The sequence below is a fragment of the Snodgrassella alvi genome (genome assembly GCF_002777855.1).
Taxonomy (GTDB): Bacteria; Pseudomonadota; Gammaproteobacteria; order Burkholderiales; family Neisseriaceae; genus Snodgrassella; species Snodgrassella alvi_E.
This window is the reverse complement of record NZ_MEIK01000015.1, coordinates 49,046-62,406: the sequence shown is the minus strand read 5'-3', so window position 1 is coordinate 62,406 and position 13,361 is coordinate 49,046. Positions and strand designations below refer to the sequence as shown.

Here is a 13,361-nt window from a genome sequence, read left to right as displayed (position 1 = left end):
TCAATGCAGGGCGATGCCGACACGCTAAATATAATGGTAAAACCAACTTTTATTAATCATTTCCTCCCCTTAATACGGTGGAAAACTTTTCGGGATTACAGACGTCGAAGCACTAAAACTTAAAGTAGCTGCTGTGATGGGACGTATGAAGGCTACAGATGAAAAAAAACCAAATTCTTAGAATTTGGTCAGGTAGTTTATGGCAACGTTTTTATTATGAATGGACAGGCTGAGTAGGTGTGTTTCTCTCAGGGATATGCAGACCTAGCGACCTGAGGGTCCAGTCGCGGATGCGCTGTACAAGCTCAGGATTGTGTTCAAGTTTCTGTCCATAGCTAGGTATCCATTTATGTAGGGTCGCAGACCAATCGCCAGCCACTTGAGCGGGAAAGCAGTGTTCAAGTAACTCAAGCATAATGGATACGGAAGTGGAGGCTCCGGGAGAGGCTCCTAAAAGAGCGGCAAGAGTGCCATCGGCGGATTTTACCAGCTCGGTGCCAAACTGAAGCACACCACCCTTGAGTGGATCGTTTTTAATGACCTGCACTCGATTGCCAGCGATGGCAAGCTGCCAGTCTTCATCTCGAGCTTCAGGATAGAATGTGCGTAATTCTTTCATGCGGTCGGCAAAGCTTAATCTAACTTGCTGGATGAGATAGTGTTCGAGGCCGAGGTTGTGCATGCCAACGGTGAGCATGGGACGAATATTGGCAAAGTTGAGGGTTTTGAATAGGTCTTTGAAGGAACCACGTTTGAGGAATTTGGTGGTAAAGCCGGCAAAAGGGCCGAAAAGTAAGGCTTCTTCGCCATTAATCACGCGTTTATCCAGATGTGGCACACTCATAGGTGGAGCACCGACGGAGGCTTTGCCATAGACTTTGGCATTATGGCGGCGGACAATTTCAGGGTTTTTACACACTAGCCATTGTCCGGATACGGGAAAGCCGCCGTAGCCCTTGCTGACATTGATTTGGCTTTTCTGCAGCAAACGCAAAGAACCGCCGCCAGCACCGATAAATACAAAACGAGCAGATACCTGCTGACGGGTATTGGTAGAGAGGTCTCTGATGTCAAGCACCCAGCGGCCATTTTCCTGCCGGAGGTCAATAATTTCGTGCTGAAGATGCAGGTGACAACCGTGTTCGGTAAGGTTGTTGATTAAGAGGCGGCTTAAAGAGCCATAGTTTACGTCGGTACCAAGGTCTGACCAAGTGACGGCAACGGGCTCACTGTTGTCCCGTCCTTGCATCATGAGGGGTACCCACTGACTGATTTGTTGCTTGTCTTCGGTGTAGAGCATGTCCTGAAACAGACGGTATTGTTGCAGGGCATCGTAGCGTTTGCGTAGGAAAGCAACGTCCTTTTCACCGCGCACGAGGCTCATGTGAGGAACGCTGCGGATGAATTCGCTAGGGTCAGAAATCATGCCGGCATCAACAAGTGAGGCCCAAAACTGTTTTGACAGCTCAAACTGCTCAATGATTTTGATGGCTTTGGATACTTCAACTGTGCCGTCTTTTAGCTCAGGTGTATAGTTGAGTTCGCACAGGGCTGAGTGGCCGGTACCGGCATTATTCCATGCATCGGAACTTTCGGCGGCTACATCGGCAAGGCGTTCGTAGATATTGATTTGCCAGTCTGGCTGTAACCCCTTGAGAAATGTTCCCAGTGTTGCGCTCATGATGCCGGCGCCAATGAGTACGACATCTGCTGAGCTATCGCATTTGGTGTTTTTCATAACGCAAACTCTTCTCTCTTCTCTTCAGGTTGTTCTGATAGGTGTTTATCTGGAAGTTAGCACAAAGAAGTATTCACTATTGGTGTGATTTATGTGTTTTTGACTTAAATCATTGACAATAATAAGTGCTTAATTTAAGCACTTTTACTTGTCCTCAGCAATAGTAAATTTAGTTCTGGCGCGGCTATGCTGGTTTTGCAACGATTAGCTGGTTGATTATTTTGTTGTTTGACAATTGTTATGATGACGATGAAATTTTTTGATAACAGCAGGTGATGGCTACACCAGCTTAGGAATGGTAGCCGCAGATGTGTATGATGATATTGAAGATTTGCGATAGCAGCCGGCTGTAATGGCGAGAGTACAGATGATTACAGCCTGATAACTAATGTTTTTTTGCTAGTATTTTTACATTGGCAAAGCATAGTGCACTAAGTCCGGCCGCCAGTGCATTGAGGAGCAGGGGCAGCCAGTCTAGCGGCCAGACAAACAGCCAGTTCTGTATCAGGGCAGTAAACAAAGCGGTGCCGGCGGCTACGGCAATGATGATGAGACGTGGCAGGTGGTGGCTGAGGTAGCTACTGAGGATGGCAGACAGAAGTGAGGGTAAAAAAGCAAACAACATACAGCCACAGAGTAATATTAGGATAAGGCGAATATCATTGTGGTTGAGCAGGTTGACGGGATGCAGTGGCAGCTCGCTACTTACTCGCCATATGAAGAGGATGGAGCAAAATATTGCGGTACACACTACGCTGGCGGCGGTTTGCAGAAGCAGCGCGGGAAGTCTGGCCAGAGCCAGCAAGCACTGGCGGTGCGAGAGCTGCATGGTATGGCTCCAGTATGGTGTGCCGGTGCTGGGCGGCAGCGGCCGGCACGTATAGAGATAGCTAGTTTAGTATATACCTGTGGCGCTAAGGACGGAAATTTTATGCTCCGAGTACAGCCAGCTTAGTATTTTTCGGGCAGCGCCAACCACTATTGGATGGCAATACACCGGCCGATAATGGAAACATTCGTCATTCAGGTGTCACTGGCGCCGAAGAGCAGGTTTTCTTTGATGGCGCGAATTTTGTCACGTATCTGGGCTGCTTCTTCAAACTGTAAGTCACGGGCGGCTGCTTGCATGGCTTTTTCGAGTTTAGCAATCTCTTTAACCGCATCGTCTTCGGTATGGATTTCACCAACTTTGAGTTTACTGCGGCCACGGCCTTTGCCGCCGTTTTCGTCGTGATACACACCATCGATAAGGTCACGTACTTGTTTTTTTATCTGCTGCGGTACGATACCGTGTTCAGTATTGAATTGTATCTGGCGGGCACGTCGCCGCTCAGTTTCGTCTATCGCCGCTTTCATAGAGTCGGTAATTTTGTCGGCATAGAGAATGGCTTTGCCGTTGACGTTACGCGCAGCACGGCCAATGGTCTGTATCAGACTGCGGTGGCTACGCAGGAAGCCTTCCTTGTCGGCATCGAGTATGGCCACCAGTGAAACTTCTGGAATATCCAGACCTTCACGTAGCAGGTTGATGCCGACGAGTACGTCGAATAAACCAAGTCGCAGGTCGCGGATGATTTCGACGCGCTCAACAGTATCAATGTCGCTGTGCAAGTAGCGAACTTTAACACCCAACTCAGCGTAGTAATCGGTAAGCTGTTCGGCCATGCGTTTAGTCAGAGTGGTGACGAGTACGCGCTCACCTTTTTCACGGCGAATGTTGATTTCTGAAAGTAAATCATCTACCTGCGTGGCCACAGGGCGAATGATGATTTCTGGGTCAACAAGACCTGTGGGGCGCACCACCTGTTCGACCACCTGCCCTGCGTGCTCTTCTTCGTATTTCGCCGGTGTGGCGGAAACAAAAATAGTCTGTGGCATCACGCGCTCGAATTCGTGAAACTTCAATGGCCGATTGTCTCGTGCCGAAGGCAAGCGGAAACCATAATCGACCAGATTTTGCTTGCGCGAAGCATCACCCTTATACATGCCACCAATCTGGCTGACGGTGACATGGCTCTCGTCGATAAACATCAGTGCGTTTTTGGGAAGATAGTCCATCAAAGTGGGTGGCGGTTCGCCTTCAGGTTTGCCGGAAAAATGGCGAGAATAGTTTTCAATACCCTTGCAGAAACCCATTTCGTACAGCATTTCCAAATCAAAGCGCGTACGCTGCTCTATGCGCTGGGCTTCAACCAGCCGCCCCTCGTGAGTAAACCATTTAATGCGGTCGCCCAGCTCCTCTTTGATGTGTTCACAGGCACGAAGTACCGTATCACGGGGGGTGACATAGTGGCTGGAGGGGAATACCGTATAGCGGCCGACACGCTGTTGCAAGCTGCCGGATACAGGGTCGAATAATTGCATGCGGTCAACTTCATCATCAAACAGACTTACGCGCAGTGCCAGCTCGGAGCTTTCAGCCGGATAAATATCAATCACGTCACCACGTACGCGGAAAGAGCCACGCGCAAAGTCAATGTCTCCGCGTTCATATTGCATCGCTACCAGTCGCGCAATGATGTCGCGCTGGTCGATTTTCTGTCCTTCTTTAAGGTGCAGAATCATCTGATGGTATTCATTCGGGTCGCCAATACCGTAAATAGCAGACACAGTGGCAACTATCACAACATCCTGCCGCTGCATCAGGCTTTTGGTGGCGCTCAGGCGCATCTGTTCGATGTGTTCATTGATGGCCGAATCTTTTTCGATAAAGAGGTCGCGGCTGGGAACATAGGCTTCCGGCTGATAGTAATCATAGTAGGAGACGAAATATTCAACGGCGTTTTCAGGAAAAAATTCGCGCATCTCTGCGTACAACTGGGCGGCCAGTGTTTTGTTGTGCGCCATGATGATGGCCGGACGGCCACTACGGGCGATAACGTTGGCCATGGTAAAGGTTTTACCTGATCCGGTTACACCAAGCAGAGTCTGGCTAGATAAACCATCATCCAGCCCTTCCAGCAATCCCTCAATTGCCGTTGGCTGGTCGCCAGCCGGTGGAAACGGCTGGTGCAATTTGAATACACTACCGGGATACTGAATCACATCCATATGTCTGCTACCTGAAAATAAATTCATCCAAAAAATTGACACTGCTCATAACGGCTAAAAAACCGCAGTGCGCGGTTTAAGCTACACATAAGGCCATCTATAGCAAAAAGCAAGCAGCCACAGGGGATTTATAACGCAATCGGGCATTTCAGCAACGGCTGTGACCAGACTTTACTATTCATAATAATTTTCTTACAAATCATCTTATTAGATGGAACTAATACTCTCAAGTGAAATGCAAGGCCTGTTGTACTGCTTATCGCTACTACTAGCAAAGCTAATTGCAACAAGCCGCTGGAATTTAGTGGCCGAATACAGAGCTGATTCGATATTTTATGCTTATCTGACTGTTAATATATTTATATTGCGCTAATGTGCTTCACCTATGCAATGATATCGGACTTGTATACAACATAAACAGTTATAATCTATACAAAATCAGATGAAACCAAGTGGCCGCTGTCCACTAACAAATCTTCTACAAGGGATAAGCTGAAATGAGTGAAAACAACCTGAAAAAATGCGTACCAATCGAAATTCCTGATGATAATCCGTTTCAGAACGATGTACTGAACAGAAAAGACAATATAGAAACTCTCACAACATTTATCACCAGCTTTGAACAATCGATTGTGCTGTGTATTGATGGCGGCTGGGGGCAAGGCAAAACCACTTTTATCAGGATGTGGGAAAAATATTTGCTTCAACACTCTATTCCAACGATTTATTTTAATGCCTGGGAAAGTGATTATACTGATGATGCGCTGATTGCATTGATTGGAGAGATTGATCTGGCAGCCGAAAAACTGGCTATACAGGACAAAAATGAAGCTGAAAAATCCATCAATAAAATTTATGAATTTGTAGTAAATTTTCTCAAAGCTACAGCGCCAACTCTGGCCAATCTTGGAATTAAAGCGGTATCAGGCGGATTAACAAATACCGATGAATTAACCAAAGCACTGAGCAGCCTAAGTGAGTCGCTGGTAAAAGAACAAATTAACCAATATGAAGAATCGCGCAGAACGCTAGGTAATTTCAAAGAAGCCCTCAGCGAACTCGCTCGTTCTTATGCGAATGGGAATAAGGATACTCCATTGGTCATCTTTATTGATGAGCTGGATCGCTGCCGCCCTAATTTTGCAATTCAAGTACTGGAAAAAGCCAAACATTTGTTTAACGTGGACAATATTATTTTTGTACTGGCCGCAGATAAAAGCCAGCTAGCGCATTCCATTCGGGCGGTATATGGGCAAGGACTGGATGTAAATGGCTATCTGCGCCGGTTTATTGATTTTGATTATTTATTACCTAGCCCAGTTGGATCTGTTTATATCAAATATTTAGTTACAAAAATGGGATTTGATAAAAATTTAAATAATGATGAAACACATATATATCATCATCAAAAAAAATTAGATTCGATTATTAGATTATATAACCTGACATTAAGAGAACAGGAGAGTTTTTGTAATATTCTCAATGTTGTGATTAAAACCAAATACCATACAATGCAAGAAAATTCTGTTCTGGTGTTTTTACTTATTATCTTGAAAATAAAGGAACCAGAATTATACAAAAGTCTGAATAGGTTTGATACAGCCAATATCATTCGTCTTATTCTAAAGAATTTTAATGCAAAGTACACGGTAGAATTAGATAATGTTAATTATCATATAGAGTACTTAGAATGTATTTTGTTAAGTATTTGTAGTGGCATTAAGCTTAATTCCGATGCTCCCATTTTTAAAGCGTACATTGAAGAATATGATTTTAATGAAAGCAAAAAAAATAGGTTATTAGAAGATTTGAAAAGTGTTGGGGAAACTCAATATGATTTTAATTCATTATTAATCCCAAAAAATATAATTGAATTTTCAAATATATAACTCTAAATTGAATTAGCATTCTTGATAAGACTTTATTTAAAACATTCAAAGTTAAACATTATGAAGCATATCTGCAAGGCTCTAAAGATGTACAAAATAAGGATCTGTTTAGACTCAGCCTAAAAGCCGATTGTACTTGTATCTTTGAGTAAATACTCCATCATTGCCGCAGCGACCAACCTACCCCGCTGCCAGCACCGGTATCCAATATTGGATTGATGCTTTCCATTTATTAATAAAATAATCAGCCGCCTATTTGGCGGCTGGATATATTACTTGGCGGCTTTGCGTTTTGAATAATCAATAACTTTATAGTAATCTGAACCGCTATTACCTTCCGGATGTTTTTTCACTCTGGCAAGGCAATCGTTAATTACCGATTCATCATACATACGATAATCTTTATCAGTCAAACCACCATTCATTGCTTTCTTTTTCATTTTTTTAGCGATGTTGATTAATTCCTGTCTCGTCATCAATCCGGTGAGATTGTAAATTCTGTTTCGAGCAATCTCATTTTCTAGCCCGTTTCTTTTAATCATAGTAAATTGTTGTAGATTTTTATTGAGCAGGTACTCATCAGGTGTGCCTTTTAAAAAGGCTTTTTCAATTTCTGTACCCACTACTCTATCAGCATCCGCCAGCGATCTTTGCCCTCTGTAAGCCATATTATATTGATTATAGGTGGTTGATAAAACCGTTTCCAAGGTTATACATTGTGCAGGTAAGTCTTCGATGTTAGAGGAATCATAGCTATATCCTTTAGCAAATACGCCCGAACACAGCCCAAATAATAATGCAGAAGCTAAAATGTATTTTTTCATATGTGAATATTCCTAATGTAGATGAGTGGATTAAACCAGACTTTCTTTATACAGCCTGCAATATATGCTTCGCAATTATAAAATTTCAGAGCATTTGCCCTGATTTAACCCATCGCATAAATTTAATCCAACAGCCAAAATTAATATATAAACAATTTTGCTACTGTTTATAACTATCTTTGTTTTAACAACCAAAAGTGTCTAATATTTGTTCAATTTATACATCAAAACTTATAGCAAACCTGTCTTCTAATATGTTCTAAATCATTTTCCGAATGAGGGCTCCTCACCGCTATTTGTTTGCAAAATTGGTCTAAATAATAAAGAGTTGCTACTTAATAACAAAATAAAGATTTTTGCTAACATTGTGCCAAAAAATGTATTTAACATAAAAGAAGTTGTATCAATCTGAATTTGGTTTAAATAAATTTAAAAAACTTAGCCGGAGTGTCCCACAGTACGGCCTGTGCCAGTGTTTCATCCTGTAACAATATATTCAGCTGTGTAGTCAAATATTCAGGATTAATCTGCTGTTCGTACTGAGTATGCGGCCAGTCACTGCCCCACATCAGGCGCTCATGGCCAAGGTTTTCCACAAGCTTAGGTACAGTATCGGCTAAAAATTTATGACCTTCGTCCGCATGAGCACAGGTGCGGTAAACCGCAGAGATTTTGCACCACACCAGCCCACTGTGCCCCCATTCTAATAGCTGCTGAAAACCGTAATCACGGCTATGATTACAATCTGATGGCCGGCCGAAATGGTCAATTACTACATTGATCTGCTTTCTAAGCAGTGGCACCAGAATGGAGCTGAGTTTGTTGCTGCGGCAATGCACTTCTACGTGCCAGCTAAGAGATTTGATTTTTTCGAGCAGATCTTGCCATGCAGCAGTATTCAGATCCGGCTGGGTGCCATCGATAACATTAAGACGAATGCCAACGATGCCGCTTCTGTCTAATGCTTCCAATTCGGGTAAGCTGATATCTGGAGTAACACAGGCTACGCCTCTGAGCCTCGGGGCAGCCTGAGCTATCGCTTGCAGCATAAAGCTATTGTCACTACCCAGAAAACTTGGCTGGATTAATACACCATGGGTGCAGCCAAGCGCATCCAGATGCGCCAGATAAGCAGACAGTGGCGCATTCTGAGCCGGTGTATAGCGCCGGCAAGCCACCATCGGCAAATCTAGTGTAAATACATGTGCATGACTGTCTATTCTGCCGATTGTTGGCTGAATCATTTTTTTACCTTATTTAATATACTACTTATCGGAAATCTGACCATCCTGATTGATCTGCTTTAAATCACGGCCTTTGGTTTCCGGCAGTAGCAATACACTGATAACTACAATTGAATAAGCCCAGCTGGCATCAATACCGATTGCGGAACCCAGTGACATAGATGCACTCATGTGACCAACCAGAAACGGAAAGATTGAGGAAAGTATGCGGCCAAAGTTATAACAAAAACCCACGCCGGCACCGCGATACTGTTGCGGATAGAGTTCGTTAAACAATGCACCAAGACTTGAAGGTATACCAGCGGCAAAAAAGCCTAGTGGAAAACCGAGAAACAGCATTTGGGTATTAGTCAATGGTACAAAAAGATAAATGCGGACGGTAATTACACAACAGATGGCAAAGCAAGCTACATTAAAGCGGCGGCCGATTTTGTCGAGCAGTACCGAGCTAGCAATACAGCCACACCAGAATGCAACGATAATCACGGCCAAATAGCCACTTGAATTCAGTACCGAAAGATGGCGCTCTTCTTTAAGAAAGGTTGGCAGCCACGACATAATGGCATGATAGCCGCCATGTGCACCCAGTCCTAGTAAACCACCCAATACTGTGGTGCGAATAAGCTTGGGTGAAAAAATACCGAAGAGTGCATCAGCTAATGGTTGCCTTTCTTCGGTTTTTGATGTTTCGACTGTCTGCTTGACCGGTTCCTCTACATGCCGGCGAACATAAAATATAAGTAACGATGGCAATAGACCCACAGCAAACATAATGCGCCAAGCCATGCTTTCTGGTGCCAGACTGAATACAATAGAAAACAAGATTACGGATAATCCCCATCCCACAGCCCATGCACTTTGTACAATAGCCATTACCTTGCCTCGATACTGACTGGAAATAGTTTCGGCCATCAGTACAGCACCGGCAGCCCATTCTCCCCCAATACCAAACCCCTGTAAGGCTTTGAGTGCTAACAACCAATGGTAATCGGTTACAAATGCAGCCAGAAATGTAAAAAATGCAAACCACACAATCATGATTTGCAGTGTCCGGACGCGTCCGCAGCGGTCGGAAAGTGCTCCAGCAAACCAACCGCCCAAAGCTGAGGTAACTAATGTCGCACTGCTGAGTAATCCGGCCTGCCCTTTGGTAATGGCAAAATAGGCAATTAATGAGGGAATCACCAATCCGAACATCTGATTTTCGAGTGCATCGAGTGCCCAGCCACTGAAACACGCCCAAAAAGTTTTTCTCTCATTTCTTGATACATTTTTATACCACATAAACATAATGGTTCTCTTTCTTTGTCTAGTTTTGAGAATATATCGTTTTGATTAATTTCTTACAGATTAAAGTTTTTTTTAAAACTTTATGCCTTTAATTTACTCTTAACAGCATTTTTAGCCAATAAAAAAGCTTTGTTTATTTGAACTAAAACAAATAGGCAGAATGATTTTTTCGAATCTTTAAAACTCAGTAACTTATTAATCAACTCTTTTCTTACCGTATAGGTTCATCGAATTTTATTGATTAAATCAGGCTGAGTATCATTCAGATACTATGCAGCGCCTTAAACACGAGCAACGGCAGGTCTAATTCGGGAAGCTGTAATTGTAAATTATGGTTAGGAATAAGTAATTTCATTTAATTTTAATGAAGATATTTCATTTGTTGCAATCTATTTGCGTACATATTTTTAGATACCGTTAAAAATTGCGCATAAATCTATATATTTAAAATAAAATGCCAATTCAAATCATTAATTTAATATTTAATAATATTCACTGTGGCTTTGCTTTCCTCTGTCACCGTTGACTGCCGCTAGAGAATGGTGAAATTTAAATGATATTGCAATAAATCAGGATTGATACCTGTATGTTGTTTCCAAATTTAAGGCAACAATTTTTATTGCGGCCGGAATAGCTAGCCGGATGATATCCGGCAGATTGTTCCTCCTGTCTGGTTGCTGTTCTCCCACAGCTTGTAATTTCAATTTTTACATTATATTTATTAAATTCAACATTAAAATATTAATACTTAAAATAAGTTTTGTCAAAATAAATGATTTTAAAAAAGGATTTAATTAGTTTTGTTTGAATATAATTCTATAAAATATAATTTTGTAAATTATATATATAGAATATATATTTAATATTATCAGTTTAAAATATCTTATTGCTGGTTTTATTATGAATAATCAGAAATATAAAATCTTGATAAATAGTTTTAACTTTGACACAAACATTTAATATATATACGTTCAAGGTAAGTATTAATAATAAAATGTTATTTAAATTAGAAAATGTTTTGAAGTTTAATAGAAAGAGTTAAACCTAAATTAGACAAAATTTTCTATAAAGATATTTATTTACTTGTGAATATGATTTAGCTTCTTCCGACAATTAATATCATCTTCAATTCATAAAAGCTTGATGTTGGATATGTGAAGAAGATAATTTTTCTTGGTACGGATAGAGTGGTAAAAAACGGGATATAAAACACATTAGTCGTATTGATATAGGCGTAATTTGTTTTGTATTTAAATGCAACATTAACCTAGCCATAGATGTCATTTTTAGACAAAAAACTTTGGGTTACGCGATTATTTATGGACTTTAAAAATAATCCAAATAATGTTGGACAAGGACATTGTAATAGATAATATCCATATAATACATTGAACTAAAACACCTTTTTCGTGGAAACTGATTCACTCTGGCCAGCGACTATTTTGGTCAATCGCAGAGCTAAACAACAAAATTTTTACGCTAAAAATTCAACGAAGAAAAAAACACCATTAGTACCGGTGCGGTGAGGTTAACAATAAAGCCGAAGCTGATGGCCAATGGTACGGCGCTAATTCCACCGGAAGCCTGTATCGCGGGCAGGGTGAAATCAAGGCTGGTAGCGCCGCCGATGCTGACAGCAGCAGTAGGATAGCGTCGCATCAGAAGAGGAATAAACAGCAGGGCAAAGAATTCGCGTGCCAGATCATTGAACATGGCAATGCTGCCCCACACGGCTCCATAGGATTTACTCATAATAATGCTGGAAAGCGAATACCAGCCATATCCACTACTCAGTGCCAGCCCTTTGCTAATGGATACGTTTGGCATCAACAACGCAAACAGTAGACCGCCAAGCAGACTGGCCAGTGTGAATAAAATGGCACAAATCACACCACGGCGATTCAGAAATACTTGTCGCAAGGTAATACCGCAGCTACGCAACTGCATTCCCACCAGCAGCAATAGAATAATCAGTGCCTTGTTGACAGCAGCCTGCGGATTGCCTAACCAGCTAAAAGAAAAAAAGTGGCCGGCGGTCAAACCGAGCAGCAGACAGGCTACCTGTTTTAAGCTACCCATAATGCTGATATCACCAGACGGGGTGGCGGTCTGCTGCTGTTGCAGATGCCACGGGTAACGGCGGTCAAACCAGATAAACAGCAATAGATTGGTACTTATAAGGCAGAGAAATAATACTGCTACGGTAAAGCTGATAACGGCCAGCTCGTCACCTAGATTAGGCACTTGTGCCAGTGACAGACCAATCAAAAATAAAATCAAATACACCAGCCATGAGAGTCCGATATTCAGCCAGCTAACGGCACGCGCAGGCACAGGAATACAAAATCCGGCAAACAGCGGAATCAAGATGATGAACAAAGTAAGCAGATTTTGCATAGTCGCGGTTAAGGTGCAGTTAAATGAGGAACACGGTACGGCTGCCAGACTAAATAAAATCAGCAGCACATTGACTGACAATGGCTGCTGCCGAATTCGTCCGGTGTAGCTTTACTGCTCTACGAATGCGCGCTCGATTACATAGTCACCGCGCTGCCCCATTTTCGGGGAAATGGATAGCCCGAAGCTATTGAGGGTGTCACAGCAATCTTTGAGCATTTCCGGACTACCACAAATCATAGCTCGGTCGTCGGCGGGATTGATCGGCGGTAAACCGATATCAGTGAAAAGTTTACCTGATTTCATTAAATCAGTTAAGCGCCCATGATGAATGTAGTCTTCACGTGATACCACCGGATAATAAATCAGTTTTTCGCGCACCATCTCGCCCAGATATTCGTGATTAGGCAGTTCGGTAGTGAAGTGATCGTAATAGGCCAAATCTTTCTGGTAGCGCACGCCGTGAATCAGGATAATTTTTTCAAACTGCTCGTAGATATCAGGGTCTTTGGTGACACTGAGAAACGGTGCTAAACCGGTACCGGTAGAAAGTAAATACAGGTTTTTACCAGGATTGAGATCACCAGCAATCAATGTACCAGTGGGCTTTTTGCTAACGAGCACTTCATCGCCCGGCTTTAGATGTTGCAGGCGACTGGTTAATGGGCCATCCTGTACTTTAATACTGAAAAAAGCCAGCTCTTCTTCCCAATTGGCACTGGCAATACTGTAAGCACGCATTAGTGGTTTACCATCTACCAGCAAGCCAATCATGACAAACTGGCCATTCTGAAAACGCAGAGATTCGTCACGGGTGCAGGTAAATGTGAAGTATGCATCTGTCCAGTGATGTACGGACAGGACTTTTTGAGTGTTGTAGGCTGCCATTAATAATCCATGATTAAGGAAAGCGGTATTTTTAGCGTAA

At 42.6% G+C, this 13,361-nt stretch carries 10 protein-coding genes; 2 read left to right on the top strand and 8 right to left on the bottom strand.

Annotation, left to right across the window (positions count from 1 at the left end):
* Positions 1–214 precede the first annotated feature (214 nt).
* Positions 215–1,738: a malate dehydrogenase (quinone) gene (gene mqo / locus BHC43_RS01030; protein ID WP_100156232.1), complete on the bottom strand. Its 1,524-nt coding sequence runs from the start codon at positions 1,736–1,738 to the stop codon at positions 215–217.
* Between the two features lie 385 nt (positions 1,739–2,123).
* Entirely contained in the window at positions 2,124–2,363 is a 240-nt protein-coding gene (locus tag BHC43_RS01025; RefSeq protein WP_100139659.1) for a hypothetical protein, read from the bottom strand.
* Positions 2,364–2,402: 39 nt separating this feature from the next.
* On the opposite strand from BHC43_RS01025, the gene BHC43_RS01020 reads away from it, so the two are divergent.
* Positions 2,403–2,693: a hypothetical protein gene (locus BHC43_RS01020; RefSeq protein WP_144078727.1), complete on the top strand. Its 291-nt coding sequence runs from the start codon at positions 2,403–2,405 to the stop codon at positions 2,691–2,693.
* Positions 2,694–2,761: 68 nt separating this feature from the next.
* On the opposite strand, the gene uvrB is transcribed toward BHC43_RS01020, so the two are convergent.
* A complete protein-coding gene (uvrB, locus tag BHC43_RS01015) occupies positions 2,762–4,789 on the bottom strand; it encodes an excinuclease ABC subunit UvrB (RefSeq protein WP_100139657.1) in 2,028 nt (675 codons plus the stop codon).
* Positions 4,790–5,286: 497 nt separating this feature from the next.
* On the opposite strand from uvrB, the gene BHC43_RS01010 reads away from it, so the two are divergent.
* Positions 5,287–6,678 (top strand): KAP family P-loop NTPase fold protein, encoded by a 1,392-nt coding sequence (locus BHC43_RS01010; RefSeq protein ID WP_100156230.1) that lies wholly within the window; start codon positions 5,287–5,289, stop codon positions 6,676–6,678.
* A 272-nt stretch (positions 6,679–6,950) separates the two neighbouring features.
* Here the strand turns inward: BHC43_RS01010 and BHC43_RS01005 are convergent, their stop codons facing one another.
* The 5 genes from BHC43_RS01005 to BHC43_RS00985 form a co-directional block, all read right to left on the bottom strand.
* Positions 6,951–7,502 carry a hypothetical protein gene (locus tag BHC43_RS01005; protein ID WP_100156229.1) on the bottom strand — a complete coding sequence of 184 codons (552 nt, stop codon included), beginning with the start codon at positions 7,500–7,502 and terminating at the stop codon, positions 6,951–6,953.
* A 419-nt stretch (positions 7,503–7,921) separates the two neighbouring features.
* Complete coding sequence (locus BHC43_RS01000) at positions 7,922–8,746, bottom strand: amidohydrolase family protein (protein WP_100156228.1); 825 nt, start codon at positions 8,744–8,746, stop codon at positions 7,922–7,924.
* A gap of 21 nt (positions 8,747–8,767) precedes the next feature.
* Positions 8,768–10,036, bottom strand: coding sequence for an MFS transporter (locus BHC43_RS00995; protein ID WP_100139653.1), 1,269 nt, complete (start codon positions 10,034–10,036; stop codon positions 8,768–8,770).
* Between the two features lie 1,479 nt (positions 10,037–11,515).
* Positions 11,516–12,433, bottom strand: a complete 918-nt coding sequence (locus BHC43_RS00990; RefSeq protein WP_100156365.1) for a lysine exporter LysO family protein — start codon at positions 12,431–12,433, stop codon at positions 11,516–11,518.
* A 111-nt stretch (positions 12,434–12,544) separates the two neighbouring features.
* Positions 12,545–13,321 carry a ferredoxin--NADP reductase gene (locus BHC43_RS00985; RefSeq protein ID WP_100139650.1) on the bottom strand — a complete coding sequence of 259 codons (777 nt, stop codon included), beginning with the start codon at positions 13,319–13,321 and terminating at the stop codon, positions 12,545–12,547.
* Between the last annotated feature and the right edge of the window lie 40 nt (positions 13,322–13,361).

Bases quoted from the DNA above. Each gene is read 5' to 3' on its own strand.
- BHC43_RS00985 (WP_100139650.1), bottom strand. From the start codon at position 13,321: ATGGCAGCCTACAACACTCAAAAAGTCCTGTCCGTACATCACTGGACA.
- BHC43_RS01010 (WP_100156230.1), top strand. From the start codon at position 5,287: ATGAGTGAAAACAACCTGAAAAAATGCGTACCAATCGAAATTCCTGAT.
- BHC43_RS01000 (WP_100156228.1), bottom strand. From the start codon at position 8,746: ATGATTCAGCCAACAATCGGCAGAATAGACAGTCATGCACATGTATTT.
- BHC43_RS01005 (WP_100156229.1), bottom strand. From the start codon at position 7,502: ATGAAAAAATACATTTTAGCTTCTGCATTATTATTTGGGCTGTGTTCG.
- mqo (WP_100156232.1), bottom strand. From the start codon at position 1,738: ATGAAAAACACCAAATGCGATAGCTCAGCAGATGTCGTACTCATTGGC.
- uvrB (WP_100139657.1), bottom strand. From the start codon at position 4,789: ATGGATGTGATTCAGTATCCCGGTAGTGTATTCAAATTGCACCAGCCG.
- BHC43_RS00995 (WP_100139653.1), bottom strand. From the start codon at position 10,036: ATGTTTATGTGGTATAAAAATGTATCAAGAAATGAGAGAAAAACTTTT.
- BHC43_RS01025 (WP_100139659.1), bottom strand. From the start codon at position 2,363: ATGTTGTTTGCTTTTTTACCCTCACTTCTGTCTGCCATCCTCAGTAGC.
- BHC43_RS00990 (WP_100156365.1), bottom strand. From the start codon at position 12,433: ATGCAAAATCTGCTTACTTTGTTCATCATCTTGATTCCGCTGTTTGCC.